General features: G+C 45.5%; 16 protein-coding genes. 4 read left to right on the forward strand and 12 right to left on the reverse strand.

Annotation, left to right across the window (positions count from 1 at the left end; genetic code table 11):
- Nucleotides 1-69 precede the first annotated feature (69 nt).
- A complete protein-coding gene (locus HMPREF9124_RS09540; RefSeq protein WP_009428726.1) occupies nucleotides 70-5,718 on the reverse strand; it encodes a Spy0128 family protein in 5,649 nt (1,882 codons plus the stop codon).
- Nucleotides 5,719-6,106: 388 nt separating this feature from the next.
- Between HMPREF9124_RS09540 and yedE the strand changes: the two genes are divergently transcribed.
- From yedE to HMPREF9124_RS09555, 3 genes are read left to right on the forward strand one after another with little or no spacing between them, the layout of a single operon-like run.
- Nucleotides 6,107-7,177 (forward strand): YedE family putative selenium transporter, encoded by a 1,071-nt coding sequence (gene yedE, locus HMPREF9124_RS09545; protein WP_009428982.1) that lies wholly within the window; start codon nucleotides 6,107-6,109, stop codon nucleotides 7,175-7,177.
- A gap of 1 nt (nucleotide 7,178) precedes the next feature.
- A complete protein-coding gene (locus HMPREF9124_RS09550) occupies nucleotides 7,179-7,388 on the forward strand; it encodes a sulfurtransferase TusA family protein (RefSeq protein WP_009429693.1) in 210 nt (69 codons plus the stop codon).
- A gap of 1 nt (nucleotide 7,389) precedes the next feature.
- Nucleotides 7,390-7,653: a DUF3343 domain-containing protein gene (locus HMPREF9124_RS09555; RefSeq protein ID WP_009429105.1), complete on the forward strand. Its 264-nt coding sequence runs from the start codon at nucleotides 7,390-7,392 to the stop codon at nucleotides 7,651-7,653.
- Nucleotides 7,654-7,795: 142 nt separating this feature from the next.
- On the opposite strand, the gene HMPREF9124_RS09560 is transcribed toward HMPREF9124_RS09555, so the two are convergent.
- The 11 genes from HMPREF9124_RS09560 to HMPREF9124_RS09610 form a co-directional block, all read right to left on the reverse strand.
- Nucleotides 7,796-8,614, reverse strand: coding sequence for a DUF6033 family protein (locus HMPREF9124_RS09560; protein WP_009429627.1), 819 nt, complete (start codon nucleotides 8,612-8,614; stop codon nucleotides 7,796-7,798).
- Nucleotides 8,615-8,634: 20 nt separating this feature from the next.
- Nucleotides 8,635-9,336 (reverse strand): L-ribulose-5-phosphate 4-epimerase, encoded by a 702-nt coding sequence (locus tag HMPREF9124_RS09565; protein ID WP_009427816.1) that lies wholly within the window; start codon nucleotides 9,334-9,336, stop codon nucleotides 8,635-8,637.
- Nucleotides 9,337-9,726: 390 nt separating this feature from the next.
- Nucleotides 9,727-10,866, reverse strand: a complete 1,140-nt coding sequence (locus HMPREF9124_RS09570) for an ABC transporter substrate-binding protein (RefSeq protein WP_242821583.1) — start codon at nucleotides 10,864-10,866, stop codon at nucleotides 9,727-9,729.
- Between the two features lie 112 nt (nucleotides 10,867-10,978).
- Nucleotides 10,979-12,625 (reverse strand): ABC transporter permease, encoded by a 1,647-nt coding sequence (locus HMPREF9124_RS09575; RefSeq protein WP_009429013.1) that lies wholly within the window; start codon nucleotides 12,623-12,625, stop codon nucleotides 10,979-10,981.
- Complete coding sequence (locus tag HMPREF9124_RS09580; RefSeq protein WP_009428136.1) at nucleotides 12,622-13,737, reverse strand: ABC transporter ATP-binding protein; 1,116 nt, start codon at nucleotides 13,735-13,737, stop codon at nucleotides 12,622-12,624. Before HMPREF9124_RS09580 ends, HMPREF9124_RS09575 begins: the two co-directional genes overlap by 4 nt.
- A gap of 284 nt (nucleotides 13,738-14,021) precedes the next feature.
- Nucleotides 14,022-14,231, reverse strand: coding sequence for a DUF1294 domain-containing protein (locus tag HMPREF9124_RS09585; RefSeq protein WP_009427780.1), 210 nt, complete (start codon nucleotides 14,229-14,231; stop codon nucleotides 14,022-14,024).
- Complete coding sequence (locus HMPREF9124_RS09590) at nucleotides 14,222-14,491, reverse strand: hypothetical protein (RefSeq protein ID WP_009429201.1); 270 nt, start codon at nucleotides 14,489-14,491, stop codon at nucleotides 14,222-14,224. Before HMPREF9124_RS09590 ends, HMPREF9124_RS09585 begins: the two co-directional genes overlap by 10 nt.
- Nucleotides 14,492-14,533: 42 nt before the next feature.
- Nucleotides 14,534-15,157, reverse strand: a complete 624-nt coding sequence (locus HMPREF9124_RS09595) for a histidine phosphatase family protein (protein ID WP_009428693.1) — start codon at nucleotides 15,155-15,157, stop codon at nucleotides 14,534-14,536.
- Between the two features lie 22 nt (nucleotides 15,158-15,179).
- Complete coding sequence (locus HMPREF9124_RS09600) at nucleotides 15,180-16,610, reverse strand: NAD(P)/FAD-dependent oxidoreductase (protein ID WP_009429614.1); 1,431 nt, start codon at nucleotides 16,608-16,610, stop codon at nucleotides 15,180-15,182.
- Between the two features lie 261 nt (nucleotides 16,611-16,871).
- Entirely contained in the window at nucleotides 16,872-18,020 is a 1,149-nt protein-coding gene (gene fucO, locus HMPREF9124_RS09605) for a lactaldehyde reductase (protein ID WP_009429088.1), read from the reverse strand.
- A 28-nt stretch (nucleotides 18,021-18,048) separates the two neighbouring features.
- Nucleotides 18,049-18,705 carry an L-fuculose-phosphate aldolase gene (locus tag HMPREF9124_RS09610; RefSeq protein WP_009428261.1) on the reverse strand — a complete coding sequence of 219 codons (657 nt, stop codon included), beginning with the start codon at nucleotides 18,703-18,705 and terminating at the stop codon, nucleotides 18,049-18,051.
- Nucleotides 18,706-18,909: 204 nt separating this feature from the next.
- Here HMPREF9124_RS09610 and HMPREF9124_RS09615 point away from each other — a divergent pair, with 204 nt between their 5' ends.
- A complete protein-coding gene (locus HMPREF9124_RS09615; RefSeq protein ID WP_009427665.1) occupies nucleotides 18,910-19,863 on the forward strand; it encodes an EamA family transporter in 954 nt (317 codons plus the stop codon).
- Nucleotides 19,864-19,970: the final 107 nt, after the last annotated feature.

Raw genomic sequence — 19,970 nt, forward strand, 5'->3', positions numbered from 1 at the left:
CGCAAAGCTCGAGCGTTTTTTCATTTCTCAATAAATTCATGTGCGAAATGTGCGGAATCTTATTCCTTTTTATCTTTTTTTCTTTGCTCTTTCCAAAAGACTGTAAGCAGCGAGAAGCATAATACTTAGGCTACTTGCCAAAGCATACCAGAGCATCCGGGATGCATCCGCTGTATTGACTTTTCTGGATTGCTCCCTTCGAAGTGCTCCGAGAACTTCTCCCAATCGTTTCAGTTCTTTTTGTTCTTCCGGTGTAAGCGGGCGCTTACGAGCCTCTCCGAGTATTTCCCCGATTCGCTTTTCAATGATTCTGATTCTTTCCGGAATACTTGGTGTTGGAGGTACATTCTCTCCGCCTCCCGGTGTCGGATTCTCCGGCGTTCCGGGAGTTTCCGGTTCCTCCGGAACCGTCGGTTTGTCAGGCTCTTTCGGCTTTTCTCCCGGTCCTCCCGGTGTATTCGGATTCGGGAAAATCGGCTTTCTGGGCGTTCCTCCTCCCCCTCCGGGATAACTCGGCTCTCCCGGCGTCGGAAGAGGCGGTTCATCCGGAATATAACGGTTTTTATATTCCAAAGAATCTCCGCTGACCAGTGCAATCAGCTTTCCCGTTCCGAAGTCACTCACCGTGATGGTAATCTCTCTCAGCGGTCTTTCGTCGTTTCGAACATCGGTCACCTCTCCGGTTTCCACGAGTTCGTATTTATATTCACCGGGAGTGGTAAAGGTGATTCGCCCGAAGGACATCTGTCCTCCGTCCGCATCCGGATTCGTCTTTTCCAGAGTACTTGCCCCTCCCGCCTCATCCGGCATCGGCGCACCGTTTAATGCCTTTAAGGTAAATTGGTACTTTCCGCTGATATCCGGTTTGTCGGCCTTGGAAGACAGCAAGCTCTTCGAAACTTTGATTTCCGGTTTTACTTCCTGTACGCCATAAACATTTCGGAAAATCAAAGGATTCTCATCTGTTGCGGAAAGATTGGCCTTTAGGATATTGTTTTCCCGCACTACCGTGACAAGCAGTTCCTTTTCACCCATGGAATCCGGTGTTACACCGGCAGTATTCACCAGTTTCGATTCCTTGATTCGATACTTATAAATCCCCGGTTTTACAATCCGAATTCCGGAAAAGCGAATGATTCCGCCGTTTTCATCCGGATTCTTAATATTGTTTATAATCGGGTTATCATACTGATCTGTAAGCGGAGCATCTCCAAGCGCACGGATGTTAAACGAAAAATTCTCCCGAATATCCGGAGCCGTGAGTCCTGCCGGTACCTCCAACTCCTTCTTCACCGGAATATCCAGCGTAAGGGGAGGAACAATGGCGTGCTTAGCCTCACTCTTTGCCTCGGTCAGGTTCACATTCATCGGAACCGTTCCTCCGGTAAAAAGAGTTGCCTTCCGGTATGCAATGTTGGTGTTCACCACGGGAACCTTTGCAGAATCTCTGGTTGCCAACATTTCCACATAGGCGACCATAATTCCCTTTTGGTCCAAAATAAAGTTTTGTCCGGACACTGTCTTTCGGCAGTCAATGGCAATCGCCTTGATACTCTTCTTGTCGATTCCGCTCATGTTATCCGGATCAAAGGCCGTCCAAACCGTGCTGTCATCTACATTTCGGTCATCCGGAATCGTTGTTGCGTAATAGCACACCGGCTTACAATAGTCCAGAGCGCTCGGGTTAGACGGATTGTAGCTTGCCTTCATCTTTAAGCTGCTTAAATCCAGTCCTTGGAAATCGCCGTTTCGATTTGCCTCTTCTCCTAAAATGTCGTAGAAAACAAAGTCCTTGGTTCTGGTGGCTTCCGCCGCCTGATACTGCAGTCTGTGACGATACTCCTCTCCGAGATAGCTGATATTTTCCTTTAAAAAGCTCTTATGAATCTCGGTGGAAACGGTATTGCTTAAGTTTGCCTCAATAACGGTAATCGGCTTGAAATTCAGCTTTCTCTCCCCGAGAATCATTTTATGTCCGTTTCCGGCACCTTCCATCATAAGATTTCTGTAGGCTTCCCGCTTTTCCACATCGGGATTTTCGCTATTGCTAAAATTAGCTTTAAACTCGGTATCCCCGGTATTTAAGAAGCCTACGGTGTTCATCGGCTCTCTACCGCGATCAATGATATTCGTATAGGGATTGTGCAGGGTATATTTCAGTTTCATACCCGCACAGTTAAATCCCGTATCCCAGTACAAGGTATTTGCGGAATCGGGAACCTTAACCTTTACAATCATCATAGTCTGTCCCGTGCCTTCCCAGTTCCTTTGGAAATGCACGGTATAGTCCGTATCCTGGATATATTTTCTGCTTGCGGAAATGGGAGACGCATTACTGATTTCCCAAGTGCCGAGCTCCACCTCTTCTTTGTTGACATAGGTACCGAAGGGAAGGAGGTCATAGAAGATTCCTTCTTTAATGAGGTACGGATCCATTACGGAACGCTTACGCATGCTGACGGGAACATTTGCCTTATTCAACAGCTCAATGGAAATCGGCGTCCACTGTTCCAGGACATCACTGTGGTAAACGCTCTCCCCGGTCTGTTCCTTCAAAATATCCGTCTTATAGCTAAAAACATTTAATTCATAGCCTATTCTGCCGAAGCTTTCTCCCAGTCTCGCGTGGAACAGTTCACTCGCACCCTCACTGTACCTTCCCTCTGCCGGTCCCGTAATAAGGGAGGTCTTATTCTTGTTGATGTCTTCCTGAATCCGATTTGCCATAGCGGTCGTCGGATGGATGTTCAAAGTAAAGGATGCGGTAAATTCCGTCCTGTAGAAGGAGCTTTCTCCACGGAAATCAATGCCTACCGTATCGTCGGGAAGGGCCATCGGCTCCGTTTCCGAAATTTTTGTCTCCGCCCCGGACTGATTTACAAAAATAAGTTCTCCGTTCGCTCTCCGCTTTACTGTTCCGTACTCTGTAAAATGGTTCTTCGCCTCTCCCTTCTTACGAATCATGACCTTCACTTCCGGGTACTTGGCATAATCCGTACTCGGCTGATTCAACTCCGTTAGCTTGATAGCGGGATTTGCATGCTTTTTCACATCATAGGTATTGAACTTCGGCACAAAGAAGCTCTTGTAGGAAAAATCTTCCTCTGTTAAGGAATAGGGATTCCCTCCTGTAATCGGGTCCAAATAGTGGGTATTGGATAAATCCTTCGCCACCTCTTTTCCTTCCGCGGAGCTCTTTCCGTTTGGAAGCGTCAGCAGTGAATACTCTCCGTTATCCTGCAAGGAAAATTTCACCCCGTTTGTAGTATAGCGGTCATCTCCGTAGGGGAAGTTCACACTGTCTCTGGAAACGGTAGAGATATAACTTAAGGAAAAGCTTTGCCGGAAGGCATTATACACCAAAGGCGCTTCTTCCCGCTTGGCATAGAAACTTTGCAGGGTATCCAGATTGAGAAGGGACTTATTCGTCGGATCTCCCTGCACCCACTTATCGAGCTTAAAAGTTCCGTTTCCCGTCTCCGGAAGAAGAACATGCATTTTCTTATTCTGATCCGTAATCGTGAATTCCTGCTCTCTTTCGTATGTGTCCGCCCAGATTTCCTTTAATTTCACTCCCGTTCCGATATAAATGCCATCGTGCACCATATTGATTCCGTGCGCCTTTGCATCTTCAATGATTTGCATCGGGTAACGATATAAAAGCGCATAAATCTGCGTGTTGAAGGTTCCGTTATATTCTTCCGGTCCTACATACTGTGCTTTATCCGCATGCTTATTATAGGGATCCTTCGGGATTCCGAGGTAAGTCTTTCCTATCGGGTTTGCAAGCCAGGGCTGAGAAGCCGGTGCTGCTGTCCCGTCCATGTGCTTGGTAATGTCCTTATAGCTTGCATCAACCTGTTGATCGATCCAAGATTTATAACGGTAATCATCAAAGTTTTGACTTTGAGGATATTTTTTAGCTCCGATGAGCTTTCCGCCTTCCAGGACCGCCGGATTGGAAGGCTCGGTAAAGACATAATCAAAGGCCTGGCTGCTGTTTTTGCTTCTTGCCACCTCGACATAAAACACGCCGTAGAAAAAGTCTCCGGGGTGATCATCCGAAGGTCTCTCTCCCCAGCTGTTATCCCAGTCAAAGTAAAGCCCCTGATTCTGTCCTTTCCTTCCATGGTAAACATTTACCGTCGTCGGTTCTACCTTGGTGCGTACATCCACGGAAAGCTGCTTTGCATCATCCAGATCAAATTGATTATCATCATGATTGACATGCAGTTCCACCGGAAATTCCCATTTATACTCTCCGACTTCTTTTCCGCCAATCTGTGTTCTTGTAACCCCGAGCATGGTTGGAGTAAAGTCATAGCCGACTTCTACACCAAACTCGGTATTTCCCTCCAGGGGGCGGTAGTTTGTCAGTCGGTAGTAGGCCTCCCCGTTTACCGTATTCGTGATTTCCGTATAGTAAAAGCTGCTCTGTCCCGTTTTATTCGGTGCCTTCGGAATCCCCGAACGGTAGGAAGAGAGCAATTCCGCTCCCCTGCTTTGTCCGTTTCCTTCTTTAACCAATACTCTTCCCGGATTGGCCGGGTCCCAGGACTTAAAAACATTGACGGGAATGTCGATGGAAACGGTTCCCTCCGGATATACCGTATCCTTTCTTCCCTTCAGGTTCAAAAGAATTTTATAGGTTGTCGTAAAGCGCGCATTATTCGCCGGATTCAAAACAACATCCTTTTGGTCCTCGATTTTATGAACTGTTCCCGTATAGGAACGAGTCGGATTGGCCCCGGTTGTAGCCGGATCGGTCCAATAAACTTTGAACTCCGTGGAAATCTTTTCAGACGGCGCCTCTCTTCTTCTACGCACGCGCGTGAAATAATAGGGAGTGAAGGAATTGGTCTTAAACAGAAGTTTTCCCTCTTCTTCCTTTGTCTCTATCAGTTCAGGATGCTCTTCATCCTTTAAGTGCAGAACATAGGAGAGCTCCTCACTATATTCACTGCTACTTTCTCCATTTAACCCGGAGACCGTTTTATCAGCCTCTTCTTCCTCCTTCTTCGCAAAGAAAGACTTTCCTTCAGGATAGCGGATTGATACGGAAACTTCCTTTCCCTCCTCCGGCTCTACTTCTCTGTAGATTCCGTTCTCTTCCTTTACTTTAAAGGAGAGGTCTATTCCGTAGATGTCAATGACCTCGGAGGCGCTTTCCTCTTCCCCTTCCGTCTTTCCTCCTTCAGAAAAAGCGGACTCCTGCTTTAAAAGTTTTTCCGATATAGCCAGAGCCTTTTCTATTTTCTTCTCGTTCAAAATAGGCGTAGCGAAAAACTTCGTTCCCTTCGGGAAGGTTCCCTCTTCAAAGCTTACCTGAATTTCCGTTCCGTCCTCCAGGCTCTTTCTGAACTCTCCCGCTTTAGCGAAATCCTTCTCTTCCTCCGTAAAAACGGAATCCCCCTCCTTTTTTGTGCTGTCGACAGAAAAAGCTTCGGAGCTAGCCTTGGAAGGTTCTTCCGCGGCTTTGCTTTCGTCTGTAGCCTGAACAGCGTCTTTGTCTTCTTCCGAAGACCGAGATTCTTCCGATGATACAGCCGCGTCTTCCTTTCTCGCAAGCTCCCCCCGATTTTCCGTGAGGCCTTCCACTCCCGTCTCAATCCGTCCTTCTTCCACCGCATAGGAAGAGAGGGGAGAAAGAACCAGGTTCATCACTAAAAATAAGGCCATAAGTCTTTTTCGATTGTGCATGATTCTTGGGCGATGCATAATGGTCTCCTTACCAAAAAATTAAATTATGTCTCTTTTTGTCTGTTCTTAAATTTTAATATTTATTCGCAGGCAAGTTTATCTATTTAAGCACAAAATCAGTTAAATTCCAAGGGTTTATACCGATTATATATATTTTTTACTCTTCGCACTTTTCTATAAATAAAATCACTCTTCCAATATTGCAATAAATTCTGATTTCGCTTCCATGCTATACTATTTGAAGATTTTATAAATTGGCTGTCGCATATTTTGTGCAAGACAGGCTTTCAAGAAGCCGTCACACATTCTTTTCGCGCGTTATCACTGTGGAGAAGTGATTTCGTGCTTTTTGCGACACACGTTTTGAACCGAAAGCTCCGCAGGTCAAGCGGAAAGAGGAGGAAGTATGAATTTTAAAGCGGAACGTATTCACATCGCCATTGCCGGAGGAATCATCGGGATTATCTCCGTTGCATTGGTACTGCTGGGCAATCCTGCAAACATGGGATTCTGTCTGGCGTGCTTTATCCGAGACACGGCAGGCGGTCTTGGTCTTCATCGGGCTGAAGCGGTACAGTATATTCGTCCGGAGGTAATCGGATTGGTATTGGGTGCCATGATTCTTTCTATGGCAAGAGGAGAGTTTGCGCCGCGCGGCGGTTCCGCCCCCGTTACCCGTTTCTTTATTGCCTTCTTCGTCATGGTCGGTGCCCTGATGTTTTTGGGTTGTCCCTTCCGTATGGTTCTCCGTCTTGCCGGCGGTGACTTAAATGCGGTAGTCGGACTCATCGGCTTTGTAGTCGGTATTGCTGCCGGCGTATTCTTCTTAAAGAACGGTTATTCCTTAAAGAGAACCTATAAGCAGACCATGGTCGAAGGCTTGTCCCTTCCCATCGTGCAGCTTGTTCTCCTTATCCTTTTGGTATCCGCTCCGGCCTTTATTTTCTTTACAGCCGAAGGCCCCGGTGCGAAGCATGCTGCAGTAATTTATTCTCTGGGTGCCGGGCTTATCGTAGGTGCTTTGGCACAGTATACCAGACTCTGTATGGTTGGCGGATTCCGTGACATCATCCTTTTCCGCGAGCCGAAGCTCTTAATCGGATTCTGCATGATTTTCCTGACAGCACTGATTGGAAACCTGATCTTCGGTAAGTTCCATCTTGGATTCGCAGACCAACCTGTTGCCCATACCGACTCTCTTTGGAACTTCCTCGGCATGGTTCTTGCCGGTCTGGGATGCACCATGCTTGGCGGATGTCCTCTCAGACAAATGGTCATGGCGGGAGAAGGAAATGCAGACTCCGCAGTCAGCTATCTGGGTCTTTTGGTCGGTGCCGCTTTCTGCCACAATTTTGGTCTTGCCGCATCCGGCAAGGGACCGACTCCCAACGGAAAAATCGCTGTCATCATCGGCCTTGTTGTACTTGTATGCATTGCCTTTATGAATACTTTTGGAAAGAAAGAAGAAAGGAGCTAATATGATAGATGCCAGAGGACTTTCCTGTCCACAACCGGTCTTACTGATTAAAAGTGCTGTTGAAAAAACACACGAATCCCAGTATACTCTTTTAACCGACAATATGCCCTGTGTGGAAAATGTTTGTCGTTTTGCCAAGAGTGCCGGATACGAAGCCGAGTATAAGAAACAAAATGAGGAAGAGTTCTTAGTAACTCTCACAAGGAAGTAAGATGTTAAGAGAATATATTGCTACATTTCATAGCCATTTTGGCGCAGCCCGTTTTCATAAGGAAAAGGTGAAGGAGGGAAAGAAGGCCTATCTACAGCCTGTTCCCAGAGACCTTAGTTCCTCCTGCGGTACTGCTGTGCATTTTTACGTAGAGGATAACGGGAAGAGTGAACCCTTATCGATTAAGGATCCTCACGGTGAAATCGAGCAAATTGTGGAAATTGTAGGGCACAGCTATAAAGTTTGCTACGCGCCCCTGGAGTAAGATATTGCAAAAGAAGTGTCCCGCATTTCGCAGGACACTTCTTTTTTGTTCATAACGAGTATCATGCGCAAAGCGTACGATAATATCTCGTTTAAGCCGCTTATCCGGGGAAAAGCCCGAGGCAACCGATTCAATCTGCACTTTACTCTTTTTCGGTTTCCGGAATCTTATCCCAGTCAATCGCCTTCATCTTTTCGATTAATTCCGCGATGCTGTTGGCTTTAACCTCCACCTTCTTGACTCTTTCTTTTTCCGCCTTCTTGGCTTCCCGTTTTTCAGCAAGCTTCTTCGTTTCCTTTTCGCTTTCCCGTTTCTTTTCCAGCCGCTTTGCTTCCGCCTTCTCCGTCTCCTTTTTCTTTGCCTGCTCGGCAGCGGTTTGTTTCAAAGACTTCGAAGACTTTTCCAAGCTTGCCAGAATCTCCATGCTTCCGTCTTCTTTTATACGAAGGGCAATATCTTTTACGTCGGAGGCATTGGTCTTTCCGCTTCCATTCTCTTCTCCGAGTCCGAGAGAGGCTTTCAGCATTTCCTGCATGGTCTTATCAATGATTGCCAGCTGTTTCTTTTCGAAGGCCTTGTCCGTTGCCATCTTCTCGATTTCTTCATTCGTAAGTACCACGGTAAATTCCTTGGCTGTCGTCTTATCCAGATACTTTTCTTCCATGCCCTTTTCTGAAATTCGGAAATCCACATTTTTACGGCTTTTCCGCAATTTGGCAAGATACCCCTTCGCCTTGTCGGAAAGCTGTTCTTCTACCGTAAGAGTCTTTTCTTCCGCTTTACGAGTCGCTTCGTTAGACAAGGTCAGTCTGTCCGTCTTTGACAAAGTGGCAACTTCCTTGTCAGCCACATTGGGAGAAAGTACCGAGCTCTCTTTGTGCTCCGGCTCTTTCTCTTTTTTTGTATGCCCCAATACTTTGTTTTGGTAGGAATCCCCCACCGCTTTCACATTTGGTAACATAGCTCCTCCTTACTTTGTTTTTATTGGCTTTTTTGCCCATAATAAGCATTTTTTCCGTGTTTCCGGAAATAATGCTTATCAAGTATATATTGTTCCATGGATGCATTGGGATTTAAAAGCAGGGTACGAAAAGCCATTTCCGCCGCTTTTTCCAAAACAACCGCATTTTCTACCGCCTTGGCGGGAGAGTTTCCGTAGGCAAAGGGACCATGGTTTTTCACGATAATGCCCGGCACTGCCAGAGGATCCAGTTTTAACTCCTCAATACATTCCACGATGACATTTCCCGTATTTCTCTCATAAGCTTCTTTTACCTCTTCTTCACGAAGCGCTCTTGTGCAGGGAATATCTCCGTAGAAGTAATCCGCGTGGGTGGTACCCAGAGCCTTAATTGCCTTCCCCGCCTGCGCAAAACTGACAGCGTAGGTGGAGTGGGTGTGCACAACACCGCGAAGAGTCGGAAAATGTCTGTATAAAACAAGGTGCGTTTCCGTGTCGGAGGAAGGGTTCCATTTTCCATCCGCCACTTTTCCCGTTTCCAGCTCAACCACAACCATGTCCTCGGCCTTCATCTTTTCATAAGCAATCCCGGACGGCTTGATGACCATGTATTTTCTGTCTTCCGTAATTCCGCTTACATTCCCCCAGGTATAAATCACCACGTTCTGTCTCTTCAATTCCAGATTAGCCTGGAAAACCTCTTCTTTTAAACTCTCCAGCATCTTGACATGTCCTCTCTAAAAAACGGATTCCTCGGTAAAACAAACTCTTCACGCATCTCGTACAAGTCCCCATGGGGAATCCTCTTTTCACAAATAAATTTTAAACTAACTTAATTTTATTAAATAATAAGAGAAAACACAAGCCTTCTTTACCGGGCTTCTTTTCAGAGGACTGTAGAATTTCTTTTTTTGGGAAGCGCAACGGATAATTCCTCCCGGAACAAGATGTCTCAGGCTTCGCCTCGCCACTTGTTAAGAATCGAAAAAAGATGCCCCCGGAATCTTTCCGGAGGCATCTTCCAATTCTTCACGAGTATCGCTCACGTAGCATGCGGTATCTCGTTCATAACGAGTATCGTGCGCAAGGCGTGCGAATACCTTAGCCTGAATTTACTTATAATACTGTGTGTACAGCTTGTTCCAGTGCTCTAAAACCTGGTCCTTATTCTTGATTAACCAATCAATATCTCTGTCTACCCACTTCACTTCATCATCCTTCGGGATGTACTTATAGTCAATCTTTGCATTCGGGTTCGTAAGACGGATTGTTCCCAATGCATTTCCTCTTGCAGTCTGGCTCTCTGCGGACTGCAGGAAGTTTACCATAGCCTTGGCTGCCGCCATATGAGGAGCACCCTTTACTACTGCACAGCCGAAAGCAAAGTTGGAACTTCCGGAAGCGGGATAAACCAGCTTGATGTTCTTCGCACCGCTCTTTAAGAGAGTGGAAGCACCGTCTTCATAGGTAAGACCTACTACGTACTCACCGTCTGCCACATTCTTAAAGCAGGCGGAGGAGCTTCCCTGAATCACCATCTTGTTCTTCATCAGACCTTCAATCATATTCCAAGCTTCCTCGCTGTCATTTCCGTAAACAGCCATGATGTTGGAAATATTGTTCCATGCTGCGGAAGACTCATTCGGATCGGAGAATACAATCTTTCCCTCCAGCTTCGGATCCAAAAGATCCTTATAATCCTTAATATCCAGACCAAGCTCCTTCTCCAAGTCTGTATTGACACAGAATACTACGGAAGAAAGGTGATCATAGTTATAGAATCCGTTATTGCTCTTATACTTGTCCGGAAGCTCATTCTCATGTACAGAGATAAACGGCTCGAAGATATCCTTGTTCTTGTCTCCGTCCGCCTGATTCATTCCGCCAAGCATAACGTCACCCTGAGGATTGGCTGCCTCTGCCTTTAATCTTGCAAAGAGCTCTCCTGCGGAGCCGTTAACAACTTCAACTGTGATATCCGGATAGAGTGCATTAAAGCCTTCCAAAACGGTATCGATATCATCGTCGGTCATAGAGCAGTAAAGAGTAAGACTGTCTCCTAAATCCTCTGCTTTTTCCGCAGCCGCTTCCGTCTTGTCCTGAGCGGCCTCAGTCTTTTCTGCATTGGCATCCTGCTTTGCAGCCTTTGTCTCGGCAGCCTTTGTCTCGGCACTCTTTGCCCCGCCGCAAGCTACAAGGCTCAAACTCAAAAGTCCGAGTCCCAGTAATTTCATTAAGTTTTTCTTCATCATTTTCCTCCTTAATCTATTGCAAAAACACTTCTGTTTTATGCACAAAATCATTTTACCGGAAAGCAAAACCTCTTCCCTGCAGACCCTGCTTTCCCTCCTTTTCGCCCTTTCCTTAAACCTTCACATCCTCGGACTTACTTACGAAGAGGTAGATAATCAGGGAAATGGTTGTCAGTATAGTAAGCACTGCGGAAAAAGCTGCCGCTATTCCGTAATTTCCTCTGGAAATTGCCACATAAGCCGACATGGTCAATGTAATGGTCTTATTGTTATACAGGATAATGGCACTGGAGAGTTCGGTTACGATTGCAACCCAGCTCAGGATTGCACCGGAAAGGATTCCGTTTGCCATCATCGGCACTGTAATCTTGATAAAAGTCTTCAGCTTGGAAGAGCCAAGGCTTAATGCCGCTTCCTCAATGGAATAAGGAATCTGCACCAGTGTTGCGGTAGCGGAACGTATGGTATAGGGCATACGCCGAATAACCAGTGAAAGTACCATAATCCAAAGACTTCCCACCAGTACGATAGGCGGCTTCGAGAAGGATACGGCAAGGGCAATACCGATTACCGACCCCGGAATAATGTAGGGCAACATGGAAAGCGTATCGATGGTATTGTTCAAAACACTTCCTCTCCGTACTACCAGGTACGCAATGATAATCGAAATCAGAATAATCAAAGCCAAGGATAAAAATCCCAAAAGGAAGGTATTCTGAATGGAACGAACAAGCAACTTCTTTGCCGCCTGCGTATAATTGATTAACGAGTAGCCCGGTTTAAATACGGAACGGTCGCAGTTTCGGAAGGACAGGTAAATAATATAGACATTGGGCAGAATGGCAATTCCGCTAAGTCCGTAGGTATAGAGATAAATGAGAACCCCCATCAGCCCCTTCGGACGCCTTTTCTCTACCGGATGCAAGGCGTTGATAGAGAAGGTAAAGCGCTTTCCGACCCACTTCTGAATTAGGAAAACCAGTGCCGTAACAAGAATGGCCACAACGGATATCGTTGCCGCAAAGGCATGGTTTGTTCCGTTCTCTCCGATATACTGCTTATAGATTTCCACCGGGAAAGTACGGAAACCTTCTCCAATGATAAGGGGCGTTCCAAAATCCGCGAAAGAACGCATAAACACCAATAAGGATGCTGCCAAAATGGTCGGCATGGAAAGGCTCAAAATAATCTTAAAGAAACGATTAATGCCCTTACAGCCCAGGCTTGTGGATGCCTCAATCAGGGAGTTGTCAATGTTCTTAAACGCTCCGTTCATGTAAATAAAAACCAGGGGATAGAGCTTTAAAGCCTGTACGAAGAGGATTCCCTTAAATCCGTAAATGCTGCCTATATTGATTCCGATTTTCGCCAGACTCTGCGTAATCACACCGGATCTTCCCAAAAGCATAATCCAAGCATAAGCTCCGATAAACGGGGCGGACATACAGCAGAGAATACTGACCACAAATAAAAACTTCGCGCCTCTTAACTGATAGAAAGAATAAAAATACGCAAAGGGAATTCCCAAAACCAGGGTGCTGACGGTAATGGCAATCGTCACGGTAAAGCTGTTCAGAATGGTACTGCTATAATAAGGGTTGGTAAAAAACTTATGAAACTGCTCTAAGGTAAAACGCCCGTTTTCATCAATCACCGACTGTTGCAGGATGCCAAACAAGGGGTAAATCAAAAATACGATAAAAAGTGCCAGGAGGGCAAAGGTAAAAAAGGTCCAGATCTCCAATTTTCTTTTCATCATACCTGAACTCCTTTTCCGTCAGCAGAAATCAGGATATTCTTCTCCCCGTCTTCAGTAAATACGTTCACCTTATCCGTATTAATCTTTAAGGAAATCTCCTCTCCCACGTTTAAGATGTTGCTAATCGTGGACTCCTGAATAATTTCCGCACGTGCTCCCGTTTCCAATTCCACAGTGTAGTGGGTATTCAGCCCCAGGAAAATACTCTCCGTAATACGTGCACGAAGCAGCTCTTCTTCTTTATTGCAAAGAATAAACTCTTCGGGGCGGACACTGAGCTTTACCTTTTGGTTCTTTCGGAACTGCCCCTGCACATTCTGAATCTGTGCTTTCTTTCCATTGGAAAATACCAGGAAATCTTCTCCGCCTTCCTGCTTCAGTTCCGCTTCCACCACATTGGAACGGCCGATGAAGCTGCTGACAAAGAGATTTGCCGGTCTCTGGTAAATACTCTTCGGTGTACCGACTTGCTGTAATACGCCGCCCTTCATAACAGCGATACGGTCGGATATCGCCATAGCCTCTTCCTGGTCATGGGTAACGTAAACCGTGGTAATACCTACCTGATGCTGCGTTCTTCTGATTGCACCGCGCATGTCCACACGAAGCTTGGCATCCAAATTGGATAAAGGCTCATCCATTAAAAGAACATCCGGCTGAATCACAAGGGCTCTCGCGAGCGCCACACGCTGCTGCTGTCCTCCGGACATTCGCTCCGGCTTTCTGTCAGCCAGATTCTCAATCTGCATCAGACGCAGGAATTCATCACTTTTTTCTCTTCTTTCCTTTGCCGGAACCCCTTTATTCTTCAGGCCGAATTCCACGTTCTGCCTTACGGTATAATGCGGGAATATAGCATAATTCTGGAATACCATTCCGATGTTTCTCTTGGCAGGATCCAGGTCATTAATTCGTTTGTCATTGAAGTAAAAATCTCCTCCCTCAATGGAATTAAATCCGGCAATCATACGAAGGAGTGTTGTCTTCCCGCAACCGGACGGCCCCAACAGGGTGAAAAACTCGCCTTCATGAATATCTAAACTTAAATCGGGAATAATGGTACTGTCCCCATATTTTTTCACAGCATGTTTAATAGAAATGGCTACGCTCAAGATCTTCTCCTCCTTACTCTCTATCAGGCTTTTGTAGCATTTGTTCCTATTGTCTAAATTTATTTACACAATAGGCAGCAGGAACAGTATATTGTTTCGTGCTTTTAAAATCAAGTTTTTTATTTATAAGTATTTGCTATGACAAGACTTAAAATCCACAATTTCCTTGTGCATTTTGAAGAATGAATCTAAAAAATATCTATCCCGGACCTGCGTTCAACTTATTGAAAAAAAGAGTCCATATCCCCATAGCAGGCAAAACAGAGGAATACTCAATCTGAATTTCAGTTTTTTCGTTTTATGATGAAAAAATACATAGCAAAAAGTGAGCCGAAAGCGCCCCCCATCAGTGCCGTCAGCAATAAAACCCTCTCGGGAATACGCCATGCATGATGAATGGCTTTATACTTATCCGCCCCATAAAATAAGAATGCGATAATATTAATGGATAAAAAATAGACGCCAAACGGAGTGAACAAGCTCTCTATCCCCACAGCTCGTCCTCTTCTTTTTCCTCTTTGTACTTTGCATAAATGTCCTGTATATTCAGAGCCGTGAGAATTGCCTCCAGTACACTCACAAGAACCAGACCGAGTTTTGCAAGCCCGACCATGCCTTTATCTCTTCTCTTTTTTCCTTCTTTTATTCCTTCCAAAAGGATTAAAAGACCGATTAAGTTCCCCAAATGAACAAGATTCCGATTCACCTGTCTATTTTCCTGCAGAATTTCTTCCAGCATTTTCTTTTTATTCATCTTTCTTTTCCTTTCTTTTTACACCCTGAAACGGATTGTAAACTAGAGCATGGTCCGAATCGCTTCTATTTCTTCCTCCTTAAAGGCATAGGCCCTGGCATTCTCCACCCGCACACGAATGAAGCTGTCCGACATGGCATAGCCGTCCCGCAAGGACAAAAGCAGCATAATGACCGCGCCGTGTGTGATAATCAAGATATCCCCTTTTTGGGCATCGGCATCCAATGCACTCCGTTTTTTCTTTATCAAAGAGTAGGCGGAGAAGAAGCGATTCAACACATCTTGGTAGGACTCGCCCCCTGAAATCCTCCTGTATCGCTTGTTTTGCTCCCACTCTTCCAGTTCTTTCGGATAAAGGCTTTTTGATTCTATCCAGGTTTTTCCTTCGCAAATTCCGAAATTCATCTCCTCCAGACCGGGCACGGTTTCCACTTCCACGCCAAGCCGCCTTCCCACAATTTCCGCGGTCTCCTTTGCCCTCATGAGAGGGCTCGTGAAAATAGAGGAAAGAAATCCTCCCTCGGCATGAAACAGCCTATCCAAATAGCTGCTTAAAGAATGTGCCTGCCGGATTCCGTTTTCATTTAAAGGAATATCGGTACTCCCCTGAATTCGTCTTTCTACATTCCAATCCGTTTCTCCATGACGAGCCAAAAAAATGCGCACAGTCTTTCTTTACCCCTTTCCATTATAATTTTTCCGCTTCAGCAATTTCCCTTGCCACAAAAATACCGGATGCCGATGCATGAGAAAGAGAATGCGTTACTCCTGATCCGTCTCCAATCACGTAAAATCCCTTATACTTCGTCTCCAGATGTTCATCCAAGGTCACTTCCATATTGTAGAACTTTACCTCCACTCCATAGAGCAGGGTATCTTCATTTGCTGTACCGGGAGCGATTTTATCCAGAGCATAAATCATTTCCATAATCCCGTCCAAGATACGCTTGGGAAGCACAAGGCTTAAATCTCCCGGCGTCGCTTTAAGAGTCGGCTGCACCATTCCCTCTTCAATCCGCTTCTGATTACTTCTTCTTCCTCTTACCAGGTCTCCAAAGCGCTGCACAATGACACCACCGCCCAGCATATTGGAAAGACGGGCAATGCTTTCTCCGTAGCCGTTACTGTCCTTGAAAGGCTCCGAAAAATGCTTCGCAACAAGGAGCGCAAAGTTGGTATTTTCCGTATGTTTATCCTCTCCCTCGTAGCTGTGTCCATTCACGGTGACGATTCCGTTTGTGTTCTCGTTTACCACAATGCCGTTCGGATTCATACAGAAGGTTCGTACATTATCTTCAAAGAGTTCCGTCCGATAAACAATTTTACTTTCATACAGTTCATCGGTCAGGTGAGAGAAAATCACGGCAGGCAGTTCCACACGCACACCGAGATCCACACGATTGGACTTCGTAGGAATCCCCAACTCGTCACAGACTTTCTCCATCCATTTACTGCCGGAGCGTCCGACGGAAACAATACATCTTTTTGCGGAAAAATCTTCCTTCTTGGTATGCAGCAGATAACTTTCACAATCCACTTTTGTATCGCTTTTTTCTGCGGAAGACTTCTCTTCCCGTCTTCCTTGAATTTCTATTTTCTCAACCGGTGTATCAAAATGAAACTCCACCTTATCTTTCAGCTCGGCATACAGCTTTTCCAAAACTACATAGTTGATATCCGTTCCCAAATGACGGACGGAAGCATCCAGAAGCTTCAGACGATTCTGCATACAGAGCTTCTTGAATTTGGTCCCGGCCGTGGAAAAGAGACGGGTCCCTTCTCCTCCATGTTCCATATTGATTTCATCAACATATTTCATGAGGGAAAGGGCTTCTTCTTTTCCGATATATTCATAGAGGGTACCGCCAAAATCGTTTGTGATATTGTATTTCCCGTCGGAAAATGCACCTGCTCCGCCAAATCCACTCATAATAGAACAACTCTTACAGGAAATACAGGACTTGATCTTCTTCCCGTCAATCGGACAGTGCCGCTTTTCCAAGCTGTGCCCTGCTTCTAAAACCACAACAGAAAGAGCGGGATTCTTCTTTATCAGCTCATACGCCGCATAAATTCCGCCGGGTCCCGCCCCGACGATAGCCACATCATAATTCTTCATTTTCCCTCCCTGCCGCTACGCACGAATCCGATTCACAATTACGACTTAGTTTATCATAATTTATTTACTTTTGCATAAGAACTTATAGGCAAAAAATCTTACGGAAAGCAAACTGTCTTCCATAAAGAATAGGCCTGAAATCGGGGGCCGTTCGATTCTCCCCTTTTTCAGACCTATGCTACATAAGCACTTTACAAGATTCATTTCTATAAGTTTTCTTCCAAAGCGTTAAGAGCCCCGGTTAAAAACTCGGCATGCTATTTACAGTAACTGTAAGAAAAGCTCCTTGATATCCTCGAACTTCGGATCTCTCGGGTTTCCGGGTCTGCAGGCATCATCCATAGCGGACTGGGATAAGAAATCCACATCCTCCGGCTTTACTATATTCTTCAGATCCTTGGGAATCCCTACATCTTCAGCAAGCTTCTTTACAGCATCGATAGCTGCCTTCTGATACTCTTCCTTGCTCATCTTCTCTGTTCCGGAAACACCCATAGCCTTTGCTACTTCTCTTAACTTCTCGCCGACAGCATCCTTATTGTATTCCATAACGGTAGGAAGAATAATCGCATTCGCTACACCGTGCGGTGTATCGTAAAGAGCGCCTAAACCGTGTGCCATGGAGTGCACGATTCCGAGTCCGCAGTTGGAGAATCCCATTCCGGTAAGATACTGCCCGAGTGCCATCCCTTCTCTGCCTTCCGGGGTATTGTCCACTGCACCGCGAAGGGACTTCGCAATCAGCTCAATTGCCTTTAAGTTGAACATATCGGTAATGGTATTTGCTCCTTTTGTGGTATATCCCTCGATGGCATGGGTTAGAGCATCCATGCCGGTAGATGCGGTAAGACCTTTAGGCATGCTGGACATCATATCGGGATCCACGAAAGCTACAACAGGGATATCATGCGGATCTACACAAACGAACTTTCTCTTCTTTTCTACGTCAGTGATAACGTAGTTAATGGTTACTTCTGCCGCGGTACCTGCCGTTGTCGGAATGGCAAAAATAGGTACGGACGGCTTCTTTGTAGCGGAAAGTCCCTCTAAGCTTCTTACATCCTCAAACTCGGGATTGGCAATGATAATCCCGATAGCCTTGGAGGTATCCATGGAGGATCCGCCGCCGATAGCGATGATATAGTCAGCCCCGGACTTTTTGAATGCCGCTACGCCGTTCTGCACATTCTCGATTGTCGGATTCGCCTTAATATCGGAGTAGATTTCATAGGGAAGCCCTTCCTTGTCGAGTAAGTCCGTTACCTTCTTGGTAACATTAAACTTAATTAAATCCGGGTCGGAACAAACGAAAGCCTTTTTGAAGCCGCGCCCCTTTGCCTCTTCCGGAACACTCAGGATGGCACCCTTTCCATGATAAGATACCTCGTTTAACACAATTTTGTTTGCCATAATTTTACCTCCTTATAAATAAATGGGACTATTTGTCCTCACCCTTTCTCTGTCCATAGCTCTTGAATTTCTCAAGCATCACCTTCATCTCCTCCTCCGGCAGAATCACCGGGTTGCCTATCGATCTTGCCTTGGTGTAAATCTCTGCACAGTATTCCACTTCTTCAATAATATTAAAAGCATTTGCCAAATCCTTCGCTCCGGCAAGAAGGCCGTGGTTCGCGAGAATAACCGCCTTCCTATCCTTCATTGCGTCAAATGCATTTTTTGCAAGTTCCATAGAGCCGAAGGTGGCATATTCCGCCACTCTGACATTCTCTCCGGCAACCGCAATCATATAATGCGTAGCCGGTAAATCCTCTCTTAAACAGGACAAAATCGTAGCATACATGGTATGGGCGTGAACCACGGCGTCTATATCCTCTCTATACTTATAGGGCATAACATGCATGGCCCACTCGGAAGACGGAACTCGGTTTCCTTCCAGTACATGACCGTCCAAGTCCATAATCACTATATCTTCAGGCTGAATTTCAAAAAAGTCAATTCCCGAGGGGGTAATGGCAACTCTTCCGCTTGCTCGATCAAAGACACTTAAGTTTCCGCCCGTACCTTTGGTCAGTCCCGCCTCTACAAGCTTCCTTCCGTACTTTATCAAAAGTTGCCTTTCTTTCTCCATATCCATATATCGTTCTCCTTCGCTTTCCTTTCCCCAATCGATTTTCTCTCTTTGCAGAAATTATGGTCCAACTTGTATCTGATTGCAAGAGAATCTTATCAAAAGAGAATGTTGTCAGAAGCAAAATACTCATGCTATATTATGAATTGCTTTAAGGAAAATAATTTTTTCCTTATTTTAAATCATTTTATTATTTAGAAGGGGTTTTTTATGTGGTTTATTCTTTCTTTGGTTGCCGTGTTTTTCTGGTCCGGTTCCGATTTTTTTTCCAAGCTCGGTTCTCCGGAGAAGGACACGAACAGTCATCTGAAAATGGTTGTTGCCGTAGGGCTCGTGATGGGTTCCCACGCAACATATCAAGTTCTCGTAAACGGAGTGACTTTTAATCTTCAGACGGTTTGGGTCTATCTCCCCGTGTCTTTCCTCTATATCTTCTCTATGCTTCTTGGGTATATCGGGCTACGCTATATCGAGCTTTCCATAACTTCTCCGATTTGTAATACCTCCGGAGCCGTAGCTGCCTTTTTATCTTTTCTTTTTTTAAAGCAGACACTCAGCTTTCCACAACTTATCGCTACCATACTTGTAATTGTCGCAATCGTTCTTCTATCCTATTTTCAAAAGCAGAAGGAAGAGGCGGAGCTTAAAGAATCCGGGGAAGAACCCGGTATGAAGCACATGAACAGCTTCCTTGCTATCTTCTTTTCTATTGCTTACTGCATCATCGACGGTTTGGGAACCTTTATGGATGCCGTCGTTTTATCTCCGATATCGGATAATCCTGCAGAAAGAACCCTTATGGATTCCATCTTTGTTCATCGTCTTTCCGAAGACTCCGCCAATGTGGCATACGAATATACATTCCTTGCAGTAGCTCTTATCACTTTACTTTATCTTGTCTTTGTGAAGAAGACCAAGTTCTTCCCGAGCTATGACGGAGCAAAACTGATTGGAGCCATGAGTGAAACAGCGGGACAGGCAGCTTATATTGTTGCCCTTGCTGCAAATGCCGTTGCCTCGGCACCGCTGATTTCCAGCTACTGCATCTTCTCCGCTCTCTGGGCACACATTTTCTTAAAAGAAAGGCTCAGTAAAAAGCAGTACTTTGCTGTTGCTCTGGCGGTAGTTGGTATCGTCATCATGGGATTCTTCGGAGAGGATTAAGCTGTTTCTTTTCCCGGTTTCTTTAAATATAAAAAAAATTTATGCATTACATTGCTTCCTAAAAGAAAAGCAATTCAACGCTAAAAGAAAAAGGGCTGTAAAAATCA

The sequence above is a fragment of the Oribacterium sp. oral taxon 108 str. F0425 genome (assembly GCF_000214455.1).
GTDB classification, from domain to species: domain Bacteria; phylum Bacillota; class Clostridia; order Lachnospirales; family Lachnospiraceae; genus Oribacterium; species Oribacterium asaccharolyticum.

Excerpts from the sequence above, each read along its gene's own strand:
- HMPREF9124_RS09540 (WP_009428726.1), bottom strand. The coding sequence starts at position 5,718 with ATGCATCGCCCAAGAATCATGCACAATCGAAAAAGACTTATGGCCTTA.
- yedE (WP_009428982.1), top strand. The coding sequence starts at position 6,107 with ATGAATTTTAAAGCGGAACGTATTCACATCGCCATTGCCGGAGGAATC.
- HMPREF9124_RS09550 (WP_009429693.1), top strand. The coding sequence starts at position 7,179 with ATGATAGATGCCAGAGGACTTTCCTGTCCACAACCGGTCTTACTGATT.
- HMPREF9124_RS09555 (WP_009429105.1), top strand. The coding sequence starts at position 7,390 with ATGTTAAGAGAATATATTGCTACATTTCATAGCCATTTTGGCGCAGCC.
- HMPREF9124_RS09560 (WP_009429627.1), bottom strand. The coding sequence starts at position 8,614 with ATGTTACCAAATGTGAAAGCGGTGGGGGATTCCTACCAAAACAAAGTA.
- HMPREF9124_RS09565 (WP_009427816.1), bottom strand. The coding sequence starts at position 9,336 with ATGCTGGAGAGTTTAAAAGAAGAGGTTTTCCAGGCTAATCTGGAATTG.
- HMPREF9124_RS09570 (WP_242821583.1), bottom strand. The coding sequence starts at position 10,866 with ATGATGAAGAAAAACTTAATGAAATTACTGGGACTCGGACTTTTGAGT.
- HMPREF9124_RS09575 (WP_009429013.1), bottom strand. The coding sequence starts at position 12,625 with ATGATGAAAAGAAAATTGGAGATCTGGACCTTTTTTACCTTTGCCCTC.
- HMPREF9124_RS09590 (WP_009429201.1), bottom strand. The coding sequence starts at position 14,491 with ATGAATAAAAAGAAAATGCTGGAAGAAATTCTGCAGGAAAATAGACAG.
- HMPREF9124_RS09600 (WP_009429614.1), bottom strand. The coding sequence starts at position 16,610 with ATGAAGAATTATGATGTGGCTATCGTCGGGGCGGGACCCGGCGGAATT.
- fucO (WP_009429088.1), bottom strand. The coding sequence starts at position 18,020 with ATGGCAAACAAAATTGTGTTAAACGAGGTATCTTATCATGGAAAGGGT.
- HMPREF9124_RS09610 (WP_009428261.1), bottom strand. The coding sequence starts at position 18,705 with ATGGATATGGAGAAAGAAAGGCAACTTTTGATAAAGTACGGAAGGAAG.
- HMPREF9124_RS09615 (WP_009427665.1), top strand. The coding sequence starts at position 18,910 with ATGTGGTTTATTCTTTCTTTGGTTGCCGTGTTTTTCTGGTCCGGTTCC.